23 protein-coding genes are annotated in these 24,855 nt (G+C 64.1%); 14 read left to right on the top strand and 9 right to left on the bottom strand.

Annotated features, from left to right (window positions below):
• Positions 1-14: 14 nt before the first annotated feature.
• The 5 genes from NKH23_RS01300 (at position 15) to NKH23_RS01280 (ending at position 4,669) form a co-directional block, all read left to right on the top strand.
• Complete coding sequence (locus tag NKH23_RS01300) at positions 15-1,319, top strand: ABC transporter substrate-binding protein (RefSeq protein ID WP_352977109.1); 1,305 nt, start codon at positions 15-17, stop codon at positions 1,317-1,319.
• 72 nt (positions 1,320-1,391) lie between these two features.
• Positions 1,392-2,273: a branched-chain amino acid ABC transporter permease gene (locus NKH23_RS01295; protein WP_352977108.1), complete on the top strand. Its 882-nt coding sequence runs from the start codon at positions 1,392-1,394 to the stop codon at positions 2,271-2,273.
• On the top strand, positions 2,270-3,232 hold the full coding sequence (locus tag NKH23_RS01290; RefSeq protein ID WP_353034153.1) for a branched-chain amino acid ABC transporter permease: 963 nt from the start codon (positions 2,270-2,272) through the stop codon (positions 3,230-3,232). Before NKH23_RS01295 ends, NKH23_RS01290 begins: the two co-directional genes overlap by 4 nt.
• Positions 3,229-3,957: an ABC transporter ATP-binding protein gene (locus NKH23_RS01285; RefSeq protein WP_352911854.1), complete on the top strand. Its 729-nt coding sequence runs from the start codon at positions 3,229-3,231 to the stop codon at positions 3,955-3,957. The genes NKH23_RS01290 and NKH23_RS01285 overlap by 4 nt, the downstream gene beginning before the upstream one ends.
• Positions 3,950-4,669 (top strand): ABC transporter ATP-binding protein, encoded by a 720-nt coding sequence (locus tag NKH23_RS01280; RefSeq protein ID WP_352977106.1) that lies wholly within the window; start codon positions 3,950-3,952, stop codon positions 4,667-4,669. The genes NKH23_RS01285 and NKH23_RS01280 overlap by 8 nt, the downstream gene beginning before the upstream one ends.
• Here the strand turns inward: NKH23_RS01280 and NKH23_RS01275 are convergent, their stop codons facing one another.
• Together NKH23_RS01275 and pncA are read right to left on the bottom strand one after the other, a co-directional pair.
• The gene (locus NKH23_RS01275) at positions 4,670-6,097 is read right to left on the bottom strand and encodes a sodium:proton antiporter (RefSeq protein ID WP_352977105.1); all 1,428 of its coding nucleotides are present in this window, start codon (positions 6,095-6,097) and stop codon (positions 4,670-4,672) included.
• Positions 6,098-6,137: 40 nt separating this feature from the next.
• Positions 6,138-6,737: a bifunctional nicotinamidase/pyrazinamidase gene (pncA, locus tag NKH23_RS01270; RefSeq protein WP_352490552.1), complete on the bottom strand. Its 600-nt coding sequence runs from the start codon at positions 6,735-6,737 to the stop codon at positions 6,138-6,140.
• 272 nt (positions 6,738-7,009) lie between these two features.
• On the opposite strand from pncA, the gene NKH23_RS01265 reads away from it, so the two are divergent.
• From NKH23_RS01265 to NKH23_RS01240, 6 genes are read left to right on the top strand one after another with little or no spacing between them, the layout of a single operon-like run.
• Entirely contained in the window at positions 7,010-7,870 is an 861-nt protein-coding gene (locus tag NKH23_RS01265; protein ID WP_352977104.1) for an FAD binding domain-containing protein, read from the top strand.
• Complete coding sequence (locus NKH23_RS01260; protein ID WP_352977103.1) at positions 7,870-10,623, top strand: molybdopterin-dependent oxidoreductase; 2,754 nt, start codon at positions 7,870-7,872, stop codon at positions 10,621-10,623. The genes NKH23_RS01265 and NKH23_RS01260 overlap by 1 nt, the downstream gene beginning before the upstream one ends.
• The gene (locus tag NKH23_RS01255) at positions 10,620-12,164 is read left to right on the top strand and encodes a 6-hydroxynicotinate reductase (protein WP_352977102.1); all 1,545 of its coding nucleotides are present in this window, start codon (positions 10,620-10,622) and stop codon (positions 12,162-12,164) included. Before NKH23_RS01260 ends, NKH23_RS01255 begins: the two co-directional genes overlap by 4 nt.
• Positions 12,161-13,036, top strand: coding sequence for a UPF0280 family protein (locus tag NKH23_RS01250; RefSeq protein ID WP_352977101.1), 876 nt, complete (start codon positions 12,161-12,163; stop codon positions 13,034-13,036). Before NKH23_RS01255 ends, NKH23_RS01250 begins: the two co-directional genes overlap by 4 nt.
• Positions 13,029-13,613: an amino acid synthesis family protein gene (locus NKH23_RS01245; RefSeq protein ID WP_352911834.1), complete on the top strand. Its 585-nt coding sequence runs from the start codon at positions 13,029-13,031 to the stop codon at positions 13,611-13,613. The genes NKH23_RS01250 and NKH23_RS01245 overlap by 8 nt, the downstream gene beginning before the upstream one ends.
• Positions 13,610-14,071, top strand: a complete 462-nt coding sequence (locus tag NKH23_RS01240) for a MarR family winged helix-turn-helix transcriptional regulator (protein ID WP_352490575.1) — start codon at positions 13,610-13,612, stop codon at positions 14,069-14,071. The genes NKH23_RS01245 and NKH23_RS01240 overlap by 4 nt, the downstream gene beginning before the upstream one ends.
• A 68-nt stretch (positions 14,072-14,139) precedes the next feature.
• Here the strand turns inward: NKH23_RS01240 and NKH23_RS01235 are convergent, their stop codons facing one another.
• Genes NKH23_RS01235 through NKH23_RS01225 form a run of 3 tightly spaced genes read right to left on the bottom strand, consistent with a single transcriptional unit; the run spans position 14,140 to position 17,995 of the window.
• Positions 14,140-15,105 carry a substrate-binding domain-containing protein gene (locus NKH23_RS01235; protein ID WP_254815861.1) on the bottom strand — a complete coding sequence of 322 codons (966 nt, stop codon included), beginning with the start codon at positions 15,103-15,105 and terminating at the stop codon, positions 14,140-14,142.
• Entirely contained in the window at positions 15,102-16,415 is a 1,314-nt protein-coding gene (locus NKH23_RS01230) for an ABC transporter permease (protein WP_023718176.1), read from the bottom strand. The genes NKH23_RS01235 and NKH23_RS01230 overlap by 4 nt, the downstream gene beginning before the upstream one ends.
• Positions 16,412-17,995, bottom strand: coding sequence for a sugar ABC transporter ATP-binding protein (locus tag NKH23_RS01225; RefSeq protein ID WP_352911831.1), 1,584 nt, complete (start codon positions 17,993-17,995; stop codon positions 16,412-16,414). The genes NKH23_RS01230 and NKH23_RS01225 overlap by 4 nt, the downstream gene beginning before the upstream one ends.
• Positions 17,996-18,212: 217 nt before the next feature.
• Between NKH23_RS01225 and NKH23_RS01220 the strand changes: the two genes are divergently transcribed.
• Both NKH23_RS01220 and NKH23_RS01215 read left to right on the top strand, forming a co-directional pair.
• On the top strand, positions 18,213-19,232 hold the full coding sequence (locus NKH23_RS01220) for a LacI family DNA-binding transcriptional regulator (RefSeq protein ID WP_352449454.1): 1,020 nt from the start codon (positions 18,213-18,215) through the stop codon (positions 19,230-19,232).
• A 247-nt stretch (positions 19,233-19,479) separates the two neighbouring features.
• A complete protein-coding gene (locus tag NKH23_RS01215) occupies positions 19,480-20,103 on the top strand; it encodes a L,D-transpeptidase (protein ID WP_352911829.1) in 624 nt (207 codons plus the stop codon).
• Positions 20,104-20,238: 135 nt separating this feature from the next.
• On the opposite strand, the gene NKH23_RS01210 is transcribed toward NKH23_RS01215, so the two are convergent.
• The 3 genes from NKH23_RS01210 to NKH23_RS01200 all read right to left on the bottom strand — a co-directional run bounded on the left by NKH23_RS01210 (position 20,239) and on the right by NKH23_RS01200 (position 23,739).
• Positions 20,239-21,240: an LLM class flavin-dependent oxidoreductase gene (locus tag NKH23_RS01210; RefSeq protein ID WP_353034150.1), complete on the bottom strand. Its 1,002-nt coding sequence runs from the start codon at positions 21,238-21,240 to the stop codon at positions 20,239-20,241.
• Positions 21,241-21,398: 158 nt separating this feature from the next.
• Positions 21,399-22,559, bottom strand: a complete 1,161-nt coding sequence (locus NKH23_RS01205; protein ID WP_352717114.1) for an AI-2E family transporter — start codon at positions 22,557-22,559, stop codon at positions 21,399-21,401.
• Between the two features lie 118 nt (positions 22,560-22,677).
• Complete coding sequence (locus NKH23_RS01200; protein ID WP_352717115.1) at positions 22,678-23,739, bottom strand: LLM class flavin-dependent oxidoreductase; 1,062 nt, start codon at positions 23,737-23,739, stop codon at positions 22,678-22,680.
• Positions 23,740-23,968: 229 nt separating this feature from the next.
• On the opposite strand from NKH23_RS01200, the gene NKH23_RS01195 reads away from it, so the two are divergent.
• A complete protein-coding gene (locus tag NKH23_RS01195; protein ID WP_023718183.1) occupies positions 23,969-24,397 on the top strand; it encodes a DUF6481 family protein in 429 nt (142 codons plus the stop codon).
• An 82-nt stretch (positions 24,398-24,479) separates the two neighbouring features.
• On the opposite strand, the gene sugE is transcribed toward NKH23_RS01195, so the two are convergent.
• On the bottom strand, positions 24,480-24,794 hold the full coding sequence (gene sugE / locus NKH23_RS01190; protein ID WP_352717116.1) for a quaternary ammonium compound efflux SMR transporter SugE: 315 nt from the start codon (positions 24,792-24,794) through the stop codon (positions 24,480-24,482).
• Between the last annotated feature and the right edge of the window lie 61 nt (positions 24,795-24,855).

The following is a 24,855-nucleotide window of genomic DNA, read 5'->3' as shown; positions in this document are numbered from 1 at the left end:
CAAGGGGAACTGCCGTGACTGACAAGAATGGGTTTTTCGATCTCTCCAGATACGCTCTCACCCGCCGCACGGCGCTGAAGGGCCTTGCCGCCGGCGCCGGTCTTGCCGTCGCGCCGGGTTTCGTGCGTTACAGCCAGGCGCAGAGCTCGGCGCCGATCAAGATCGGCTTCCAGTCGCACCGCACCGGCATCGGCGCCGCCTATGGCCGCTGGTACGAGAAGACCACGGCGGCTGCAGTCAAGGCGATCAACGATGCCGGCGGCATCAACGGCCGGCCGGTCGAGGTGATCATCGAGGATGACGGCACCGATCCCGGCCGGGGCGCTGAAGTCGTCGGCAAGTTCGCCTCCCAGCACAAGACCGACATCGTCTACGGCACGCTGTTTTCGCATGTCGTCATCGGCTCGGCGCCGGCCGCCGGAGAGGCCAAGATGCCCTATTTCGTTGTCAGCGAAGGCCACCACGTCGCCTCGACCAAGTTGAACCGCTACGTCTTCCAGCCCGGCATCACCGACGTGAAGAGCCAGATCCAGTCGATGGCGCCATGGATTGCCGCCAACGCCGGCAAGAAGGTGACGCAGATATTCCCCGATTTCGCCTTCGGCTACGATCATCGCGACTACCTGCCGCCGGCGCTGAAGGCGCAAGGCGCCGAGGTTATCGCCCAGATCGCGATTCCGCCGACGGAATCCTCCTTCACCAAATATTTCCCGCAGATCCCCGCAGAGACCGAGGTGATCTACCACGTCATGGTCGGTCCGGCGGTGCTCACCTTCGTCAAGGAGCTCGGCGAGTTCTACGGCTCCAATCGGCCGCAGCTGTTCGGCTTCATCGATTCGCTCGAAGCCACCGACATCAACAGCCCCGGCCTCGAATTCCTCGACGGCAGCCATTTCTGGGAAGGTTCGCCGCGTTATGCGCAGCCCGATGACTCCCCTGCGCAGAAGGCCTACCGCGCCGCCGTCGGCATCGACGACAATGGTGCCGCTGTCGGCGATCCCAAGGACGTCTCCACCGCCGCACATATGTTCGGCTGCTGGGAAACGCTCTACGTCGTCAAGAAGGCGATGGAAGACGCCGGCTACAAGGGCCCGGAAGACCGCGCCAAGCTGGTCGAGGCGACCGAGGCGTTGACCGAGTTCGCCGAGGGGCCGGAGCACCCGCAGGGGCCGAAAACCTTCAACGGCAAGATCCACCAGTGTTTTGGTATCCAGAACATCTCCAAGGTCGAAGGCGGCCGGCTGAATGTCGTCCACAAGACCAAGATCGAGGACGGCCTCTACGAGCCGGAAGGGGATTACACGACGCAGGCGCTGTGAGCTCGGTTCTTTAGTCACAGTGCGCTTCGCCAGAGGGGGGCGCTCTGGGCATCTCCCTTGGGCGCGTAATCGATGCACTTCGGACCCCACCTGCTCCTCGCTGCCCTCGAAGGCCTCGTCACCTCCGCCGTCCTGGCGCTGACGGCGCTTGGCCTGTCGCTGGTGTTCGGCGTCATGCGCATCGTCAATGTCGCGCATGGCGAGTTCTTCATGCTGGGCGCGGTGCTTGCCTGGGCGATCTCTACGGCGATATCCGGCCATCCGGCGCTCGGCTTCCTGGCAGCCCTGGTGCTGGCGCCGCTGATCGTTGGCCTGATCGCGCTGGTCGCCGAACGGCTGGTGCTGCGCCGGCTCAACTACAATCCGGAAGCCACCATCGTCGCCACCATCGGCATGCTCTACATCATCCAGCAACTGGCGCTGACCTTCTACGGCCCGGAGGCGCGGCCGGTGGAGCCGCCGTTCAGCTACCGCATCCTTCTGCCGTGGTTCGGCTATTCCGGCTACAAGCTGTCGATCATCGCCGCGTCGGCGCTGCTTCTGGTCGCGACCTGGCTGATGCTGACGCGCACGAAAATCGGCCTCATCATGCGCGCCACGCAATATGACAGCGAGACGGCGCAGGCCTTCGGCATTCCGGTGACCAGAGTCTATGCCGGCGTCTTCGCCCTCGGCGCCATGCTGGCGGCTGTGGCCGCGGTGCTGATCGTGCCGATCAGCCAGGCGCATTATCTGATGGGACAAGACCCGCTGTTGCTGTCGTTCATCGTCGTCATCATCGGCGGCCTCGGCTCGCTGCGCGGCACGGTCGTCGCCGCGGTGCTGATCGGCCTTTCCGACGGCATCATCTCGGTGTTCTTCTCGCCGACGCTGGCCAAGATCATCGCCACCTTGCTTGTCGCCATGGTGCTGGTGTTCCGGCCGCAGGGCCTGTTCGGGATGGCATCGCGATGAAGGATGCATCGCCGGCAAAGCCATATGCGCTGCATCTCGGCGTCATCGCCCTGCTTTTCGGGCTTAGCTTCGTCCTGCCGGATTACCATCACGGCCTGCTCGCCCGCATCATGGTGCTGGCGGTCTTCGCCATGGGCTACAATCTGCTGTTCGGCTATGTCGGGCTGCTCAGCCTCGGCCATGCCATGTTCTTTTCGGCCGGGCTCTATGGCGCCGGCCTTGCCGTCATCCATCTCGGCTGGAGCGTGCCGGCCGCCTTCGCAGCCGGGCTTGCCTGCGGCGCGCTGCTTGCGCTGGTGATCGGGCTGCTGGCGCTGCGCACCTCCGGCGTCGCCTTCATGATCGTCACCATGATGTTCGCGCAGGTATTCTATCTCGTCATCCTCTATCTCGCCGCCTGGACCGGCGGCGACCAGGGCATGGTCGTACCGCAGGCAATGCGGGTCCTGGTCCTGGGCAGCACGTCGCTCGACCTCACCAACCCGACCGTGCGCTATATGAGCGCGCTGACGCTGTTCTCGATCGTGCTGCTTATAAGCCTGGCCATAGTCCGCTCCGGCTATGGCCGCGTGCTGGTCGCCATCCGCGAGAACGAGGAGCGGACCAAGATGCTTGGCTACGATACGTTTTCCAACAAGCTCGCCGCCGTCGTCATCTCAGGCAGCATCTGCGCGGCTTCTGGCGCGGCCTATGCGCTGCTGTTCGGCTATGTCGGCTCGAGCTTCGCCTCGGTGCAGTATTCCATCCTGCCGCTGCTCTGGGTGCTGCTGGGCGGTGCTGCCACCACGCTCGGTCCGCTGATCGGCACGCTGTTCATGTATTATGTCATCGACGTTGCCAGCGGCTACACCTCCTCCTATCTGCTGATCGTCGGCATAGCGCTCATCCTGCTGGTGCTGTTCTTCCCGACAGGCATTCTCGGCAGCATCCGCCAGCGCTGGCTCGGGTGGTTGCCATGATGCCGCTTTTGACGACCAAAGGCCTGTCCCGCAGTTTCGGCGGCTTGCGCGCCGTCGACGGCGTCGACTTCGCGCTGATGCCGGGCGAGATCCGCGCCGTCATCGGCCCCAACGGTGCCGGCAAGACCACCTTCGTCAGCCTGGTCAGCGGCCGCATCCAGCCGTCGTCGGGCACGATCGTCTTCGACGGCGCCGACATCACCAATCTGCCGGCCTACGCCAGGGTTCGCCTTGGCATCGCCTACACGTTCCAGATCACCAGCGTCTTTGCCAATCTCAGCGCCTACGACAATGTTGCCCTGCCGGTGCAGCGCACGCTGACCGACGGCCGCTCGAAGGGTGCTGTTCACATCGGCGTCATGGCGGCGCTCGAGCGCACCGGCCTTGCCGATCGGGCGCAAATGCCGGCCGGGCAATTGTCCTACGGTCACCAGCGGTTGCTGGAAGTGGCGATGGGGCTGGCACTGAAGCCGCGGCTGCTGATCCTCGACGAACCGACGCAAGGGCTGGCCGACAGTGAGATCGACAATTTCATCGAGCTGGTGCGCGAGATCGCCGATAGCGCCACCGTGCTTTTGATCGAGCACAACATGCCGGTGGTCATGCAGCTCGCCGACCGCATCACCGTCTTCAACGCCGGCAGGATTTTAGCTGAAGGCACGCCCGAGCAGATCCGCGCCAATGCCGCGGTGCAGGACGCCTATCTGGGGACCACCCATGGCTGAGGCCCAGTCCAAGGCACTGACGATCTCCGGACTTGATTGCTTCTATGGCGAGGTCCAGGTGCTCTATGGCCTCGATCTCGTGTTGAACGAGGGCGAGGTGCTCTGCCTGTTCGGCCGCAACGGCGCCGGCAAGACGACGACGCTGAAGGCGATCATGGGCCTGGTGCCGGCAAGGTCCGGCTCGATCCGGCTCGAAGGGCGGGAATTGACCGGCTTGCCGGCGCACGAGGTGCCCAAGGCCGGCGTCGCCTACGTGCCGCAGGGCCGGCGGCTGTTCGCCGAGATGACGGTGGCTGAAAACATCGAGATCGGCCTGATGGCCCGCAACAAGGGCAGGGCGACGCGCGAAAACGTGCTCGATCTTTTCCCGCTGCTGCGCCAGCGCCTCAGGCAGCGTTCCGGCACGCTGTCCGGCGGCGAGCAGCAGATGCTGGCCATGGCCCGCGCCCTGTGTCTGGAACCGCAGGTGCTCCTGCTCGACGAGCCGACCGAAGGGCTGATGCCGTCGATGATCGCCAAGATCCGCGAAACCGTGTCGAAACTGCGTGCGCTTGGCGTGTCGACAATTCTTGTCGAGCAGCGCGTCGATGCCGTGCTGTCGGTTGCAGACCGCGTTTGCTTCATCGAAAACGGCCGCAACCGCGAGACGGTCGATGTCGAGGAACTGCGTGCCGATCCCTCCGCGGTCCGTCGCTATGTCGGCGTCGGCTGATCAGGCAAAGAACAGCAAGCCGGCGAGCAGGAAAGTCGGGATCAGCACGGCGCCTGACCACGCCATGTAGCCAAAGAAGCTCGGCATCTTGATCCCGCGATGCCGGGCAATGGCATAGACCATGAAATTCGGCGCATTGCCGACATAGGTGTTGGCGCCCATGAATACCGCGCCGGCCGAGATCGCCGCCAGCGTCGAGGCGAGCTCGGTCATCAGATGCTGCGCATCGCCGCCCGCTAGCTCGAAGAACACCAGATAGGTCGGCGCATTGTCGAGGAAGGACGACAGCGCCCCGGTCAGCCAGAAATAGGCAAGGTTGTCGGGCGCGCCGGTCGGCGAACTGACCAGCAGCACCAACGGCGCCAGCGCGCCGTCGAGGCCGGCCCGCAATATGGCGACGACCGGCACGATGCAGATGAAGATGCTGGCGAACAGCTTCGCCACCTCGGCGATCGGCCCCCAGTTGAAGGCGTTTGCGCCGCGAAACTCCTTCGGCGAGACGACAAGCGACGTGAAGGCCAGTATTAGGATGGCGGCGTCGCGCACCAGATTCTGCAGCTCGAGGCTGACGCCCTGGAAAGCGAAGCTCACTCCCGGCTTCCAGGCAGCGGAAATCAGGATCGCGGCGATCACCCCGGCCAGCAGCGGGATGTTGGCCAGGCCACGAATGCGCACCTTGCTGTCGGGCGTCGGATCCTTGATCTTCGGCGCGCCTTCCTCGCGGTGATGCATGATGATGTCGATCGCCAGGAAAACCACCAGCACCACGCCGGCGACGAACAGCGTCTCGGGCAACAGGTGAACTGTCGTCCAGAAGAAATCGACGCCGCGCAGAAAGCCGACGAACAGCGGCGGATCGCCGAGCGGCGTCAGCGACCCGCCGATGTTGGACACCAGGAAGATGAAGAAGATGACGACATGGGCGTTGAAGCGCCGGTTGTCGTTGGCGCGGATGAGCGGCCGGATCAGGATCATTGAGGCGCCGGTTGTGCCAATGACCGAAGCAAGCACCGCGCCGCCCAGCAACAGCCCGGCATTGACCAGCGGCGTGCCGTGTATGTTGCCGGCAACGAAGATGCCGCCCGAAATGGTGAACAGCGCAAACAGCAGGATGATGAACGACATGTATTCGGTGAGCAGCGCATGCAGCACCGCCTGCGTGGCCGACGGGATGCCGAAGGCGATGGCCAGCGGCCCGATCACCAACGCTGCCCAGAAGGCAGCGATCTTGCCGTAATGGTGCTCCCAGGCATGATGGAAGAGCAACGGGCCGGTCGCGATGCAAAGCAATAGCCCGGCAAACGGCAGCACCCACCACAGCGACATGGCGGCGCCCGGCAATTCGTGCGCTTCGGCCGCGAGAACCGCTCCCGGAGAAAAGATTGCGGCAATAAGTGCAGCACTTGCCGTCAACGCCGCAAACCGCATGAAGCCCCTCAAAAGTCTGTCAGCTTCGGCTGGATGACGTTCAAATCAGTGCCACGCCGGCATCGCGCATCCGGCCCAGCATCCTCTCCACGGAGCCGTTGAGATCGATGCCGCGGCAGGCGTCGAGCCGCACGGACGTCGCAAAACCGAGCTTGACCGCGTCGAGCGCCGAAAAGGCGACGCAGAAATCCGTCGCCAGGCCGACCAGGGTCAGCGTCTCGATGTTCCGATCCCGAAGATAGCCGGCAAGGCCGGTCGGCGTCGTCCGGTCGTTCTCGAAGAATGCCGAATAGCTGTCGATCGCAGGACGGAACCCCTTGCGGATCACCAGCTCGGCCTTGCTCCAGGCGAGGCCCGAATGGAAATCCGATCCCAGGCTGCCCTGGATGCAGTGATCCGGCCACAGCGTCTGGTGGCCATAAGGCACATCGATTGTTTCGAACGGTTGCTTGCCGGGATGGCTGGAGGCGAAGCTCGAATGGCCGGCGGGGTGCCAGTCCTGCGTCAGCAGGACGTGCTCGGTCCGCCGGATCAGGTCATTGACCAACGGCACGATTTCGTCGCCACCGGCCACTTCCAGGGCGCCACCCGGGCAGAAGTCGTTCTGCAGGTCGATGACGACAAGCGCTTCGTCGGCCATGGAGCCTCCTTATTTTCTTGGTCTTGAGCTTAGGCTCCAATGAAAACGCGACCGGACGCAGAAACTTGACCAGATGGCCGGCTGCGTCAACCTCTCACGGCATAACAAATGCGTTCCGGGCGCACCGGTGCCCATAGCCGTGCAAACTCTGGCTTTGACAATTCCTGCCGGCTTGATATCATTTGCATACGAATGAATTTCCTGCCTTGCATGCTCGGGAAAATCTTTCGGCAGGATCCCCTCTCGGGAAGCCCATTCTGGGAAGGCAAAGCGTGATCCGTTACGCAAAACCCACCACGGTCGACGACGCCCTCGCTTTGCTGGGCGAAGGGCAATGGCGCATCCTCGCCGGCGGCACCGATTTTTATCCTGCACAGGGCAGGAAGCCTTTCCGCGACAATATCCTCGACATCAATGGCTTGGCGGCATTGCGCGGCGTTGCCGAAGCCGAGAACTATTGGCTCATTGGCGCGCGCACCACCTGGACCGATCTCGTCCGCCATCCGCTGCCGGCGGCTTTCGACGCGCTGAAGCAGGCGGCGCGGGAAGTCGGCTCAGTGCAGATCCAGAACGTTGCCTCGATTGCCGGCAATCTTTGCAATGCCTCGCCGGCCGCCGACGGCGCGCCGGCGCTGCTGGTGCTCGACGCCGAAGTCGAACTGCGTTCCGCGGTGGCGACCCGGCATCTGCCCCTTGCAGAATTCATCCTCGGCAACCGTCGCACCGCACTGCAGCCCGGCGAAATGGTCACGGCAATCCGCATTCCCAAACCCGCGACCGCCGGCAGCTCCGCATTCGTGAAACTCGGCGCGCGGCGTTATCTCGTCATCTCCATCGCCATGGCCGCCGCACGCCTGGCCGTCGAAGATGGTGTCGTCAGGAACGCGGCCGTCGCCGTCGGTTCCTGCTCGGTCGTCGCCAGGCGCCTGGTGGGTGTCGAGGCGGCGCTGCGCGGCCGGCCCGTCGGCCACGCGATGGCCACTGCGATCCAATCCGCACCGATGGACGAGCTGTCGCCGATCGGGGACGTGCGCGGCAGCGCCGAATATCGGCTGGATGCAGCGCGCGAGATCGTCGCCCGCGCCGTGCTTGGTGCGGTGGGCGCTGTTCCCGACGAAAGGGCGGCGGCCTGATGGGCATGGAGCGCGCCGACATCGCCTTCGAGGTCAACGGCGCCGCCGTCAGCGTTTGCGTGCCGCCGGTGCGACGGCTGTCCGCGGTGTTGCGCGACGAGCTGCAGCTGACCGGCACCAAGATCGGCTGCGATGCCGGCGATTGCGGCGCCTGCACGGTGCTGGTCGACGGCGAGCCGGTCTGCGCTTGCCTGATGCCCGCGGCTTCCGCCTCCGGCACCGTGGTGACGACCGTCGAAGGTCTCGGCGATGGCCGGCTGTCGGCGCTGCAGGCCTCGTTTCTCAGCCATGGCGCAGCACAATGCGGCGCCTGCACGCCCGGCCTGCTGGTCGCCGCAACGGCACTCCTGGACAGGACGCCTTACCCGAGCGAGGCCGAAACGCAGGATGCGCTGGGCGGCGTGCTCTGTCGCTGTACCGGCTACCGCAAGATCGTCGCCGCGGTGATGGATGCTTGGCGCCACGCCGACGGTCTCGATCAGCGCATGCCATCCTCTGGCCATGCCGTCGGCTCCTCTCCGATCCGCCTCGATGGCGTGCCGAAAGTCACCGGCGTCGAAAAATTCGGCGGCGATTCCTTTCCCGTGGATGCACTGTCGGTGCTGGTGGTCCGCTCGCCGCATTATCATGCCGCTTTCACTTTTGGCGATCTCGGCAGCTGGGTGAAATCCCGTCCCGGCATTGCCGGCGTCTTCACCGCTGCCGATATCCCGGGAAAGAATTGTTTCGGCGTCATCGCGCCCTTCGCCGACCAGCCGGCGCTGGCTGAAGGATTTTCGCGCTTTCGCGGCGAGGCGGTGGCGCTGATTGTCGGCGAATGCGAGGCTATCCTCGATCTCGACCTAGCCGATTTTCCGGTCAGTTGGACCGAATTGCCGCATTTTCTGGAAACTGGCGAAGCACAGGCCGGCGGTGCGTCACTGGTCCATGAAAACCGGCCGTCGAACCTGCTCACCTCCGGCTTCGTCGAGCGTGGCGACCCGGAAGCCGCGCTTGCCGGTGCGGCTTTCGTCGTTTCCGGCGCCATCGACACCTCCTATGTCGAGCATGCCTATATCGAGCCGGAAGCCGGCTATGCCTTCATGGACGGCGACACGCTGGTCGTCGTCGCCTGCACGCAGGCCCCCTATATGGACCGTGACGACACGGCAAAAGTGCTCGGCCTTGCCCCGGAAAAGGTGCGCATCGTGCCGACCGCCACCGGCGGCGGCTTCGGCTCCAAGCTCGACGTCTCGCTGCAACCGCTCATCGGCCTCGTCGCCATGAAAACCGGCCGGTCGGCGGCGCTCGCCTATACCCGCACCGAATCGATGATCTCGACCACCAAGCGCCATCCCGCTCAGATGAGAGCGAGCATCGGCGCCGATGCCGACGGCCGCATCACCGGAATGGTCTTCGCCGGCGATTTCAACACCGGCGCCTATGCCAGTTGGGGGCCGACGGTCGCCAACCGCGTGCCGGTGCACGCCTCCGGCCCCTATGCGACGCCGAACTATCGCGCCGAAGGCCGCGCCATCCACACCAATGGCCCGATTGCCGGCGCCTTTCGCGGCTTCGGCGTGCCGCAGGCGACGATCATGCAGGAGACCCTCTATGACGAATTGGCCGACAAGCTCGGCATGGATCGGCTCGACTTTCGCCTGAAGAACTGCCTTCGGAACGGATCCGAAACAGTTACCGGGCAGCGGCTCGAGTCGGGCGTCGGCATCGCCGACTGCCTGGAGGCCCTCCGCCCACAGTGGCAGCGTGCCCTTCGCGATGCCGAAGCGTTCAATGCCGGTAACAGTATCAAAAAACGCGGCGTCGGCGTGGCCTCTTGCTGGTACGGCTGCGGCAACACCTCGCTGCCCAATCCGTCGACCATCAAGGTCGGCATCTCGGTATCGGGCGAAGTCGTCCTGCATCAGGGCGCCGTCGATATCGGGCAGGGTTCGAACACTGTCATCGCGCAGATCTGCGCCGACGCGTTGGGTCTTCCGCTTGAAAAGCTCCGGCTGAAAGGCGCCGACACGGCGATCACCCCCGACGCCGGCAAGACCTCGGCCTCGCGCCAGACCTTCGTCACCGGCAAGGCCGCCGAAAAGGCCGGCCGCGCCTTGCGGGAGACCATACTGCGCTTCGCCAATGTCTCGGAAAAGGCGGCGATTGCGCTGGATGGCACAAGCCTGAGCATCAGGGAAGGCGAAGCGACGCGCCGCATCGATCTTTCCTCGCTGAAGGCAGACGCCGAAGGATTCGTCTTCCGGGCCGAGGAAAGCTACGACCCGCCGACGCAGCCGCTCGATGCTAAGGGCCAGGGCAAGCCTTACGCCGTCTATGGCTATGGCGCGCAGATCGCCGAACTCGAGGTCGACCTCAAACTCGGCACGGTGAAATTGATAAAGATCACCGCCGCGCACGATGTCGGCAAGGCCATCAACCCCTTGCTTGCCGAAGGCCAGATCGAGGGTGGCATCGCCCAAGGCATCGGCATGGCGCTGATGGAAGAATACATCCCCGGCCGCACCGAAAACCTGCACGACTATCTGATCCCGACGATCGGCGACGTGCCGCCGATCGAGACCATCTTGATAGAAGTTCCGGATCCGGAAGGACCCTTCGGGGCCAAGGGTTTGGGCGAGCATGTGCTGATCCCGACGGCGCCGGCGATCCTCAACGCCATCCGCCATGCCGCCGGTGTGCTGGTCACCAAAATTCCGGCGACGCCGACCCGCATCCGCGCCGCCATCCTCGACAAGGAGGCGCGCCGATGAGCGAGCTTGCCGAACGCTTCGAGACACACGATCCCGGCGAGAAGCTGGTGGCCGAGAAGATCCGCTGCGATGCCTGTCCGGTCATGTGCTACATCGCCGATGGCCGCACCGGCGCCTGCGATCGCTACGGCAATGTTGGCGGCAGGATCGTGCGGATGGACCCGCTGACCATCCTCGACCACGCGGCCGAGACAGGCGGCGCGGTCGTGCCCTTTGCCGAGGAAGGCAAGGGCTGGGACGGCGAACTGGTCAACACCGGCCGCCGCTTCGTCACCGCGATCGGCGCCGGCACCACCTATCCCGATTACAAGCCGGCACCCTTCATCGTCAGCCAGGAGGTCGAGGGCGTCGATCTGGTCACCGTCGTCACCGAGGGCATCTTCTCCTATTGCGGCGTCAAGGTGAAGGTCGACACCGACCGTCATATCGGCCCCGAAACGGCGACGGTCCGAGCCCAAGGCGAGGCGATCGGCCATGTCACGACCGGCGAATACGGCTCGCAGATGCTGTCGCTGGGCGGCGTGCATCATCTGACCGGCGGTTCGAAGGCTGAAGGGCGCGCCACCTGTGACGCCATGCTCAGCCTGTGCAACCGCAAGCCGGTCGAGCTCGTCATCGACGGCGGCGCCACCGTCATCGTCGAAGCCGGCAAACCGCCTGTCATCGACGGCAAGCTCGAGCAGCGCATGCGCGTCGGCTGCGGTTCGGCCACCATAGGCATGTTCGCCACCCAGTGGCGCGGCCTTGTCGACGAGGTGGTGGTGGTCGACGACCACATCACTGGCGTCGTCTCCGAGCATCAGGCCGGCAAGGTGCTTGGCTGGCAGGACACCGGCATCAAGATTATCGGCCGCCGTTCGACGCCGGGCCGTTATTTCAAGGTGTCGGAGCCCGGCCTCGGCTGGGGCGGCACCAGCATCTCCGACCCGCTGTCGATCCTTGGTGAATGGAACGCCAAAAAGGGTGCGCGCCCCGGCATGTCGCTGCTGATGGTCTCGACCACCGGTGAGCAATTCGCCTATTACGAGCTCGACGACGAATTGAAGCCGGTGCAGAAACCGTTCCCGGAGCGGCTGCGGAAGTCGGTTGAACTGATTGAGGACAATTGCGAGCCGGCGCTCTGCACCGTGCTTTTCGTCGGCGGCGCCGGCGGCTCGCTGCGCGCCGGCGTCACCGAGAACCCGGTCAATCTGACCCGCTCGGTGCAGGGCCTCAAGACCTATGTGACGGTCGGCGGCGCGCCGGTCTATGTCTGGCCGGGCGGCGGCATCACGCTGATGGTCGACGTCACCCGCGTGCCGGAAGGTGCCTTCGGCTATGTCCCGACGCCGGCGCTGGTGGCGCCGATCGAGTTCACCATGCGCCGCGACGATTATGTCAGGCTCGGCGGCTACGAAGCCGAAATCCGCAGCGTCGATGATATCCTGGCTAAGGGCGGCGAGTATCTCAACCCGCGCCGCGGCACGGCCGCACCCCGTGACAATCCCTGGCCGCCGCTGGCGCAGTTGCGTCGCGCGGCCGCAAACGGGGCCGGGCGATGAACGGCCCACAGGCGCATTGGCTCAAGGACGGCCGGCGACTTCACCTCAATCATGGGCCGATTGACCTGATCGTCGAGGCATTCGGCGAGGCGAATGAATGCAGCGCCGCATATCGCCAGGCAATGGCGCGCTTCCAGACAATCCTGGTTGAACTGGTCGAAGAGTTGCCCGGGCTGCGCTGCCCGGCCTCCTCGCAGCCCCGTGCTTTCGCAGGCCCGACGGCACGTCGCATGGAAGCGGCGGTCGTTCCGCTAGCGAAACAATTCATTACGCCGATGGCTGCCGTCGCCGGTTCGGTAGCCGACGAAGTGCTTGGCGCGCTGCTTGCCGGCCACCGGCTCGAGCGCGCCTATGTCAACAATGGCGGCGACAGCGCGATCTATCTCGGCCACGGGCAGTCGATGACGCTTGCCATTGCCGGGACAGGTCATGGGTTGGCAGATCGTCTCACGATCCGCGCCGAAGACGGGATCCGCGGTGTCGCGACAAGCGGCTGGCGCGGCCGCTCCTTTTCGCTGGGCATCGCCGACGCGGTCACGGTGCTGGCGCGAACGGGTGCTGAAGCCGATGGCGCCGCGACCTTGATCGCCAACGCCGTCGATCTGCCCGGTCATCCGGCCGTTAGGCGCGTACGGGCGCGCGATCTCGCACCTGACAGCGACCTCGGCGACCGTTTGGTGACACAGGGCGTCGGGCCGCTTTCCGCCGCTGAAATCGCTATTGCGCTGGAAGGCGGATTTGCCGTTGCCGAGGAGTTTCGGCGGCGCGGCCTGATTGCCGCCGCGGCGCTTTTCCTCGGCGGTCAGGTGCGCATCGCAGGTCCGATGGCGCTCGCCAACAAAGTTTTAGAGAGGGAAATTGCTCATGCCTGAGTTTCCGATCCGCAAGATCGCCGTGCTGACCGAAGAGATTTTTCACGAAGGCGGGCCGATGGCGAAGGTGCCGCGGCGCCGCGCCGCGGCCATGGCTGTGGTGAAGAACCCGTTCGCCGGCCGTTACGTCGAGGAACTGCAGAGCGCCATGGAGGATCTGAAGCCGCTCGGGCTGCTACTCTCCGACAGGCTCATTGCCGCATTGGGCGGCGACGTCAAACAGATCGACGGTTACGGCAAGGGCGCCATCGTCGGCATGGCGGGCGAGCTGGAGCATGGCGCGCTGTGGCATGTGCCGGGCGGCTATGCCATGCGCGAGCGGCTCGGCGACGCCAAGGCGATCGTGCCGTCGGCAAAGAAGGTCGGCGCCTTCGGCGCGCGGCTCGATGTGCCGCTCGGCCACATCAACGCCGCCTATGTGCGCAGCCATTTCGACGCCATGGAAATCGGCATCAGCGATGGTCCGCGTCCTGACGAGATCCTGTTTTGCCTCGCCATGACCTGCGGCCCGCGCGTGCACGACCGCATGGGCGGGCTGGCGGCCAAGGACATCAAGGCATGGGATGGGCTGCGGTGAGCGCCGAGGACAATCTGCTCAAGCTGGTCGAGGCCGAGGAGCCTGACGAAAACGACTATCGCTTGCAGGAGCAGGTCGGCTTCATTCTGCGCAAGGCGCATCAGCGCCACGTCTCGATCTTCGCCGCACATATCGCCGATCTGACGCCGCCGCAATTTGCCGCTCTGGCCAAATTGCGCGACGTCGGCGAGACCTCGCAGAACCAGCTTGGCAGCCTGATCGCCATGGATGCGGCGACGGTGAAGGGCGTCATCGACCGGCTGAAAGCGCGTGGCTTTGTCGAACTTAGCAAGCACGAAGTCGACAAACGGCGCCTGCTGGTCAGTCTGACGGCCGAGGGGCGCGACGCGATCGAGCGGCTGATCCCGCTTGCCCGCGAGATTACGCAGGAAACGCTGGCGCCGCTTTCCGCCAGGGAAGCGGCCATTTTCATGAAGCTGCTGGCCAAGCTGGCTTAATCTGCTGCCTGCCGGCGTTTGGTTGTTGTTCCTGCCGGGCGCTGAACGCCCGGCAGGAAAGCCTCGTCTCAGAGGCCGTTGTCCTTCAGGATCTGGGCGGCATTTTCCTTGGTGATCTTCTGCGTCGGCAGGGTGATGGTCTTTTCCACCTTCTCCCCGTTCAGGAACTTGATCGCCTGCCGCAGCCCTTCGGCGCCCGGCGTCACATAAGTGAACGTCGCCGTCAGCTCGCCATTGGCGACCAGCTGCACGCCTTCATTGGGCAGGCCGTCGATGCCGATGAACTTGATGTCCTTCTCACGTCCGACGTCCTTGGCGGCAAGATAGGCGCCATAGGCCATCGGATCATTGTGGCCGTAGACAAGATCGATCTTCTCGTTGTTGCGCAACGCGGTCGCCATGATGTTGTAGGCCTGGTCCTGCTTCCAGTCGCCCGACTGCTGGTCGAGCAGGTATTTTATGCCGGGCTCCTTGTCGGTGAATTCATGGAAGCCGTCATGGCGATCGTGTGCCGGCTGGGTGCCCATGCCGCCCCAGATCTCGACGACGTTGCCGGCAGCCTTGCCCTTGCCGCCAAGCAGCTCGACGGCATATTCACCGGCAGCCCGGCCGATCAGCTTGTTATCGCCGCCGACGAACTGCGTGTAGTCATTGGTTTCGACGTTGCGGTCGAGCACGAAGACCGGAATCTTGGCATCGATCGCCTGCTGCACGACACCGGTCAGGCCGGCGGATTCTTTCGGTGACACCAAGAGCGCATCGACCTCCTGACGGATCAGGTTTTCGACATCGGCGACCTGCTTCTCGGTCTTGTCCTCGCCGTCGGTGATGATCAGCTCGACTTCCGGATGCTTGGCCGCTTCGGCCAGGATGTCCTTGTTGAACTGGGCGCGCCAGGGTTCGATGGTCGTCACCTGCGAGAAGCCGATCTTCCACTTCTTGTCCTGCGCATGGGCGCCGCCGGCAAGCATGGCGGTCGTGGTCAGGAGTGCCGCTGTCAGCCCGGCGAGCTTCAACAATTCACGTCGTTTCATTTCTTGTTTCCTCCAATATTCAGAGACGCGGTCTCTTGCGACGGCCGCTTTGCCGCGGCCGTTTCCTTGTGCGCTTGCCCACCGGGCAGTCGCAGATAGAAGAGAAGATCACCGGCATTGCGCTCCTGTACGAGCACGGTACCGATGATGATCATCCCCTTCAGCACCAGCTGAAGGTTCGAATTGATGTTGTGCAGCTGCAGGATGTTGGAGAGCAGCCCGAAGATCAGCACGCCGCAGAACGTCCCGGTGAGGCTGCCGCGTCCGCCCATCAGGCTGGTGCCGCCGATGACCACGGCGGCAATCGCGTCGAGCTCCAGCCCGGCGCCGGCGTCCGGCTTGCCTTGCCGGTACTGCGCGACATAGAGCACCGCCGCGATACCGGCCAGCAGCCCTGACACGGCATAGGTGGCGATCTTCACGCGGCCTGCGGCGATGCCCGACAGCCGCGCCGCCTCCTCATTGCCGCCGATTGCGTAGACATAGCGGCCGAACGGGGTGAAGCGCAGCACGGCGCCGTAGATCAGGATGGCGCCGAGGAAGAACAGGCCCGGCATCGGGATCACGCCGAACACCAACGAGCGCAGCATTTCGAAATCGGCTGTGGCGTTCGAGCCGGTATAAACCGGCAGCACCGCATTGTTCTGGCCGGCGGTCAGCCGGGCGATGCCGAGCGCAGTGACCATCATCGCCAGCGTCACGATGAAGGGCTGCAGCCGCCCGGCGACGATGATAAAGCCGTTGAGCGCGCCGAACAGCAGGCCGACGCAAGGCGCCACCAGCAGCACGCCGAGCACGCCGAATTTTGAGCCTACCTGCGGCAGCAGGAACCACAGCACCAGACTGCACAGGATCACCCCGACAATGCCGGGCGTCACCAGCCCGCGAACGCTGTCCAACCTGATGTCGTGCGTGGCCTGCGCGCCGGCGCGGGATTTTTCGATGTTCAGCAGGATGAAACGAGTGACGAGAATGCCGAGGCAAAGGGCTGCCACGGCAACTGTCGGCACCCCCAGCACCACCGCCGGCGTCACGCCTGGGACCGTCAGCAGCATGGCACAGACAACCGTGCAGATCGCCATCAGCGAGCCGACGGAAAGGTCGATACCGCCGGTGATGATCACCGCAGTCATGCCGGTGGCAATCAGGCCGGTGGTCGACACCTGGCGCAGCACATCGAGCAGGTTGCCGTAGGACAGGAAGATGTTGTTGCCCTTGGAGCTGATCGGCGAGCCGAGCACGCCGATCAGGAAAATGGCGATCAGGCCCCAATAGAGCTTCGTGCGGGACAGGATATGCAAAATGCTCATGCGGCAGGCCTCGTCATGGTCCGTCGCGGCGCCGCAAGCCGCATGATGGCCTCCTCGCTGGCTTGCGCGCGGGACAGCATTCCCGTCTGGCGGCCGTCGGCCATGACCAGGATACGGTCGGAAAGATGCAGCAGCTCCGGCAATTCCGAGCTGATGACGGCGATCGCCAGCCCGTCTCGCGCCAGCTTGAAGATGAGATCGTAGATTTCCCGCTTGGCGCCGACATCGATGCCGCGCGTCGGCTCGTCTAGCAGCAGCACCCGCGGCCTCGTCGCCAGCCATTTTCCGATGACGACCTTCTGCTGGTTGCCGCCGGACAGCGTGCCGGCCGGCTGCTCGACGGTCTCGCAGCGAATGCCGAGCGCCTTCACGGCGTCCCGTGCCAGCCCTTGCTCACCGGCCAGCGAGCGCATGCCGAACCGCGCCAGCGCGCCGACCAGCGGCAGCGCGACATTGTCGGTGATCGAGGCCTCGAGATGCAGGCCTTGCGTCTTGCGGTCTTCTGTGACCAGGGCGATGCCGAGCCGGCGTGCATCGCGCGGCGAACGGATTTCTACTGCCTCGCCATCGAGCCTGATCTCACCGCCGGCACGTCCGCCGCTGGACCCGAAGATGGTTTCCAGGATTTCGGTGCGGCCCGAGCCCAGCAACCCGCCGATACCGAGGATTTCTCCTGCGGCAAGATCGAAGCTGACGCCATCGAGCACGGTGCGCCAGCCATGGCGATTGGGCTTCGACAGCGACAGCTCGCTTACGGAAAGGACCGTGTTGCCACTGGGGATGCGGTGCTCCTGGGGGGAAGCAAGCAGGTTTCGCCCGACCATCGCTGAAATTATGGCGTCTTCGTCGAGCTTGTCCATCGCCTGCGTCAAGACGTGGCGTCCATCGCGAAGCACCGTGACCCGGCTGGCCAGATGCATGACCTCGTCGATGCGGTGCGAAATGTAGACGATCGCCACGCCGCTGTCGGCGAGCTGGCGGATGATGCGGAACAGCCGCTGGCATTCGGCCGGCGAAAGCGCCGAGGTCGGCTCGTCCATGATCAGAATGCGCGCCGACATCGACAGCGCCTTGGCGATCTCGACCAGCTGCTGTTCGCCGACGCGCAAGGCACCGACGCGCGCATCCGGGTCGAGCTCGATGCCGAGCCTTTGCAAGAGCGCGCCGGCGGCGCGGCTGCTCGCCTTGCGGTCGACGATCAATCCGGCGATCAGCTTCTCGCGGCCGAGAAAGATATTGTCGGCGACGCTGAGTTCGGGGACGAGGTTCAGCTCCTGGTGGATGATGGCGATGCCGGCACGCTCGGCTTCGCGGACGCCGGCAAAGCGCACCGCATGGCCATCGATACTGACCGTTCCGTTATAGTCCGTATAGACGCCGGACAGGATCTTCATCAGCGTCGACTTGCCGGCGCCGTTCTCGCCCATCAGCGCATGAACCTCGCCGCGCCGCAGCTCGAAGCCGACATCGACAAGTGCGGCGATCCCGCCGAAGGACTTGGAGATGTGCTCGGCGCTCAGCACGACAGCCGAGCCGTCCGCCATAATGCCTTGTGCAGGGATGGAATTGCCGTGCTGCATGACAAGGACGGCCTCCCTCCGTCGTCACCGAACACCTCAAACGCTAATCTAAACGTTTCGATCATGTCAAGCCAATATCTGGAGTCTGAGATTGTTCCATTTCAATTCTTGCGCAAAACCATAAGATTCCGTAGGTATTGCTGCCGCGGAGTGGTGAAACGTTTCGAAAATGACAGCGTCAGGGCGAAAAAGGCAGCGTAAATCCACTGCACCGACCATGCTTCATGTGGCCGAGGCCGCGCGTGTTTCCGTGGCCACCGTATCGGCGCTGATCAACGGCACCGCGACCGTCAGCCCCGAGCTCAGCCAGCGCATCGAACAGGCGATCCGCGACATCGGCTATAAGCGCAACGCCATCGCCCGCAGCCTCAAGATGGGCACCACACGCACCATCGGGCTCACCGTCCCACACATCACCAACCCGTTCTTTACCGACGTGGTCTCGGTCATCCAGCAGGCTTTCGACCGGGCCGGCTACGCCGTCATGCTGTGCTGCACCGACGAGCACCTGAACACCCAGGACGACCAGATCAGGCTGCTGCTCGACCGCATGGTCGACGGACTGATCGTCGCGCGTGTCGGCGACGGCGCGATCCTCAAACGGATTGTCGACGACGCCAATGTGCCGGTCGTGCTGCTCGACCGTGTTTGCCAGGGTGTCGACACCGATGCCGTCGTTCTCGACAATCAGCGTGCGGTGTTCGACGCCATCACCTACCTGATCGATCTCGGCCATCGGCGCATCGGCTACATCTCCGGCTCTTTCGACATCTCGCCGATGCATGACCGCATGGCGGGATACCGCGAGGCTCTCCAGGCCGCCGGCCTGCCGGCCGAGGCCGAGCTCGTCCGCTTCGGCAACTTCCATGAAGTCGACGGCTACAACGCGACCATGCAGCTTCTTTCGCTGCACGACCGGCCGAGCGCCATCTTTTCGGCCAACAACCCGATGGTGATCGGCACGATGAAGGCCATTCGCGATATCGGCCTGTCCTGTCCGGAGGATATTTCGGTCGCCTGCTTCGACGATTTTCCGTGGTCGGATGTGTTCCGGCCGCAATTGACCACGGTCGCACAGCCAGTGCAGGCGATTGGCGAACAGGCGGCCAATCTGCTGCTCGACCGGCTCGCCGGAAACAGGGACGCGCCGCCGCGCAAGCTGACGCTCAAGGGACGCTTGATGATCCGCAATTCATGCCGCCCGCTAGGTGCGACTGCGCAGAGCGTCAGCGCGTAGCGCTTGGGCTCTGTTCAGAATCTTTGTAATGCCGGACGGACAGCGCTCCCTCTGTCCTGCCGACCCCGGCCCTTCGCAGCCGCTACGGGCGTTCGTCGTTCGAAAAACCGAGCAATTGAAGGGCGCGGCGCCGATCGAGCCAACAATCAGCCCGCCGACAAGCAGGAAAATCTTGGCAATCGAAGCATGTCGGATTAGGAATATGACGAGATGCGGCTGATCGCCTACACGGGCGCCGGCTTGAGTCATGTGCGTGAAATCGATCCTAATCGGGCTGGTACTTGCTGGGATGGTCGCATTCTTCGGCTGCACCACCGGCGGCGCATTAAGGACTTTCCCCTCGGCCTATGGCGGCCTCACCGATTCCGGTTTTCGCGTTCCGCCGGTTCCGATCTACAAGGTTGACCAAAAGTTCCATCGGCAGACAGTGCCTTATGCGACTGAAGAGGCGCCTGGCACCATCATTGTCGATACAGGAGCGAAGTTCCTCTACTACGTGTTGGGAGACGGTCAGGCGCTGCGCTACGGAATCGGCGTTGGCAAGGCGGGCTTCGAGTGGCATGGCACTGCTCACGTTGCGAGGAAGCGCGAATGGCCGGATTGGAGCGCGCCGTCTGCGATGATCGTGCGCGAGCAGAAGCGAGGCCGCATCATACCGGCTCATATGGAGGGCGGACTCATGAACCCGCTCGGGGCGCGCGCGCTCTATCTTTTCAACGAGAAAGGTGACACTGGATATCGCCTGCACGGTAGCCCTGAATGGTGGTCCATCGGCAAAGCGGTGTCGGCGGGCTGCATTCGCCTCATGAACCAGGACATCATCGATCTCTATAACCGCTCTACAATCGGCACCAAGGTGGTCGTCATTTAGTAGACGCCGCGTTTCCGTCTAACAGACGAGCATGACGGATCGAACACTCTCCGCGTAGAACGCGCGAACTGTTCGCGATGTTCCCCTGCCTGAGGCCGGCCTTGACCGCAACAGTGCCAAGTGGCGAACCAACTCTTAGGCAGCTTCCGACAGCGATTTGTGAGCGTCGGCCAGGATCTCGAACGAGCGCACCCGCGCCGCATGGTCGAAAATCTGCGCCGTGACCATCAGTTCGTCGGCGCCGGTGCGGCCCACGAATGCCTCGATGCCTTGCCTGACCGTTTCGGGAGAGCCGACGACGGCGCAGGAAAGCGCTTGGCCGAGCATGGTCTTGGCCATCGGATCGAGGTCGCGCTCATATCCTTCGACGGGCGGCGGCAATCGGCCGGGCCGGCCGGTGCGCAGATTGACGAAGGCCTGCTGCAGCGAGGTGAACAACAGCCGCGCCTCGGCATCGGAAGGAGCGGCGAAGACGTTGAGGCCGAGCATCACATAGGGCTTGTCGAGCTGCTCCGAAGGCTGGAAACGCGAGCTGTAGATCTCCAGCGCATGGTCGAGCTCGGCCGGCGCAAAATGCGAAGCGAAGGCGTAGGGCAGGCCGAGCATGGCGGCAAGCTGCGCGCCGTAGAGGCTGGAGCCCAGGATCCAGATCGGCACTTTTTCGCCTTCGCCGGGCACCGCGCGGATGCGTTGGCCGTCTTCGGCCGGCTGCAAGTAACCGATCAGCTCGACGACGTCCTGCGGGAAATTGTCGGCGCCAGCCTCGAGGTTGCGGCGCAGCGCCCGTGCCGTGGCCATGTCGGTGCCGGGCGCCCGCCCGAGGCCGAGATCGATGCGGCCGGGATACAGAGCGTTGAGCGTGCCGAACTGCTCGGCGATGACTAGCGGCGAATGGTTGGGCAGCATGATGCCGCCGGCGCCGACGCGTATCGTCTTGGTGCCGCCGGCGACATGGGCGATGACCACCGAGGTGGCGGCGCTGGCGATGCCCGGCATGTTGTGGTGCTCTGCCAGCCAATAGCGCCGGTAACCCAGCCGCTCGGCATGACGGGCGAGATCGAGCGAATTGGCGAGTGACTGCGAAGCGTTGCTGCCTTCGACGATCGGCGACAGGTCGAGAACGGAAAGAACGGTCATCGGCGCGGGTTTCCTGTGGGCCGAAGGGATGTAGGAAGCCGTTGCCGAGGCGGCAAATTCAAAATGTTGATGGAGCACTGGGGGCACACAACGGACGTGCGGCCGATGCAAGGTCGTGATCTGCCCCAATCGGGGGACGCTTTTGACCCTTTAAGTCGCTACTTTTTCACCTCGGGAATCTCTTCGTCCTCGAGCACCGTCGTGTGTTGCGCCGCCAGGAAATTGCCGACATGGCTGAGACCGTCGAAATGATCGCAGAACACCTTGATGACGACCAGCAGCGGCACCGCCAGCAACGCGCCGACGAAACCCCACAGCCAGGACCAGAAGGCGATGGCGATGAGGATCGCCACTGCGTTGATCTCGAGACGGCGGCCGACCACCGTCGGCGTCACGAACTGGCCTTCGACGACATCGCACATAAGGACGAAGGCCGGCGCCAGCAGCGCATAGGAAATCGTGTCGAAGCTTATCAGCGCGATGATCGTGACCAGCGTGATGGTGGTCAGCGCCCCGATATAGGGTAGGAAATTGAGCAGAGCCGCTGCCGCGCCCCAGACCTGCGCGTTGGGCACGCCGAGCGCCCACAGGCCGAGCCCGATGACCACGCCGAGACATGTGTTGATGACCGTGACAGTAAGCAGATAATGCGAGATTTCACGTTCTACGTCGTAGACGACGCGCAGCGCCCGCTTCTTTTCGCTGAGACTGGGGAAGGACTGGACAATCTTTTCATAGAACATCGTGCCCGAGGCGAGCAGGAACAGCGACAGGACGAAGACGATGGTAACGCTGGCGCCGGCCGACAGCACATTGCCGGCGGCCTGCGAGAGAATACCGGATGGCGCCATCGCCACCCTCTGGACGCCCGGCTCCTGGGATGTCTGTGTCAGGCCCTCGATCTGGCGTGAAATCTCCACGATCCTTTCGAGCGGACGGCGCAGTTGTGCCAGACGTTCGGTAAGCTGCTGGCCGATCGTCGAGGTGTTGTTGATGAGGTCGATGACCGGGCCGCTGAGCAGATATCCCGCGACGGCGACGAGGCAAAACGAAAGCAGCACCAGCAGTGTCGCCGAAATGACATCGGGCATGCCATGCTTGCGCAGGAAGCGAACGATCGGCGTCAGCGTCAGCGCCAGCAGGAAAGCCAAAATGACCGGCATGAAGAAGGCGCGGGCGAAGTAAAGCGCGTAGATCGCCATGAGGATGAAGATGCCGACGAGCAGCGAACGCATCAGATGCGCATCCGCCCGCGCCTCGGCGCGCGGATCCGGGCTTTCGGCAGCGCTTGCGCCCGAAGCGGCGGGTTCGGCTTTCATTCTGACCCTCGGCGGTACACCGCGATTGGTGCAGACCGTTGGCGAAAACGCCTCTGTGGCTTCAAGGTTCCGTTAGCCGGCGTCACCGGAAGGGCTGCCTCGCGGCCTTGCCGGTGAATCAGGCAACCGGCGTCGCCACGGCGGGAACGGCCTTCGCCGTTTCCCGGCGCACGATCGGCGCCACCTTGGTGCCGTAGAGTTCGATGGCCTTCATCACCTTGGCGTGCGGCATGGCGCCGATCGCCATTTGCAGCAGGAAGCGGTCGTTGCCGAATATCCTGTGCTGGGCAATGATCTTCTCGGCCACCTGTTCTGGATTGCCGACGAACAGCGCGCCGTTCGGGCCGCGCGATTGGTCGAAATGCGCCCGCGACGTCGGCCCCCAGCCACGCTCGCGGCCGATGCGGTTCATCGCCTCGGCCTGCGGCCCGTAAAAATCGTCGGCTGCCTGGTCCGGGGTCTCGGCGATGAAACCGTGCACGTTGAGGCTGGTGGCAAGGCTCGCCGGATCGTTGCCGGCCCGCCTGGCTGCATCCCTGTAGATGTCGAACAGCGGTGCGAACCGCGCCGGCTCACCACCGATGATCGCCAGCGCCAGCGGCAGCCCGAGCACGCCCGCGCGGGCGACAGATTGCGGTGTTCCACCGATCGCGATCCAGATCGGCAATTTGTCCTGCAAGGGCCGGGGATAGACGCCGCGATCGTTGATCGGCGCGCGCAGACTGCCCGACCAGGTCACCTTGACATGATCGCGGATGGCGAGCAGCAGGTCGAGCTTCTCGGCGAAGAGCTCGTCATAATCTTCGAGATTGTAGCCGAACAGCGGAAAGGATTCGATGAACGAGCCGCGCCCGGCCATGATCTCGGCCCGGCCGCCGGACAGAAGATCGAGGGTGGCAAACTGCTGGAAAACGCGCACCGGATCATCGGAGGACAGCACGGTGACGGCGCTGGTCAGCCTTATGCGCTTGGTCCGTTCGGCAGCCGCCGCCAGCGCCACCACCGGAGCCGAGGCAGCATAGTCGGGACGGTGGTGCTCGCCGAGACCAAACACGTCCAGCCCGACCTGGTCGGCCAGCTCGATCTCCTCGATCAGGTTGCGCAGCCGCTCATGCGCACCGATCGCACCGGGACCCGGTTCCGGGCTGACGTCGGCGAAGGTGTAGAGACCGAGTTCCATAGTGTGTCATCCCAGCGTTTGTCTTGGCGCTACAGGTAGCGATCAGTCCGTCGCCCCGCCAGAGGCCTGGATGGTGAACAGTGCGGGTGGCTTTCAGTCGAATTCAATCGAAATGGCGTCTCCCGTTTGCAACAGATCAGAATTTCATGGCTGGCATACCGTTTTGGCGCTTGAACTCTCGGTTTTCACGCGTATGTAAGCCTCGCAAATTGACTCCAGGGAAGTGGACTTGGCTATCTACAGGGAAAAAGACGTTTTCGAGCGGCGCAATGCCGCAAACGAGGCAAAGAAGGCGCTTCTGGAGCGCTTTAAGGCAAAGCCGGCGGCAGATGATCCAGCGGTGCTGGCACGACAGGCGGAGCGCAAGGCGATCCTCGAGGCCCGCGCGATACGCGAGGCCGAAAAGGCCAGGCTGAAGCAGGAAAAGCTGGCGCGCGAAGCAGCAGAAAAGGCCGAGCGCGAGGCAGCTGCCGAAGCGGCACGCATCGCCGCGGAAGAAGCTGCACAGGCCGAAGCGAAGATCCGGGAAGCTGAAGAGAACGAGCGCATCGCCCGTTTTCTTGCCGACGAGGCCGAACGCAAGGCCAAGCGTGATGCGCGCTATGCCGCGCGCAAGCAGCGCACTGGCAGGACGCCGCCCGGCTTCTCCGCCCGATAGCGCCTTCCGGCGCTGATCAGCCGAATTCAAGAATCAGGGCCGCCTTGCAGCGGCCCCGAGCGCGTTCGTCTGTCAGAATCGGCTAAGCCGCGAGCTTCAGTCCCATGATGCCGCAGACGATTAGCGCGATGCAGGCCAGCCTGATCGCCGTCGCCGGCTCCCCGAGCAGCCATATCCCCAACAGCGCCGTGCCGACGGTGCCGATGCCGGTCCACATCGCATAAGCGGTGCCGACCGGCAACGCCTTCAGCGCCAGGCCGAGCAAGGTCAGGCTGACGATCATCGAGGCTACCGTCAGGACGGTCGGCAGCGGCTTCGAGAATCCGTCGGTGTACTTGAGGCCGATCGCCCAGCCGATCTCGAACAGGCCGGCGAGGAACAGGAAAATCCACGACATCGGAACGCTCCGTTTCGATGGCTTCCGGCCGATTTCTTGAACGCGCAAAACTGTCTTCGCC

This window comes from Mesorhizobium sp. M1328 (assembly GCF_040318075.1).
In the GTDB taxonomy this organism is placed as follows: Bacteria; Pseudomonadota; Alphaproteobacteria; order Rhizobiales; family Rhizobiaceae; genus Mesorhizobium.
The sequence above is the reverse complement of the archived record's forward strand: the minus strand, read 5'-3'. Positions and strand labels throughout refer to the sequence as shown.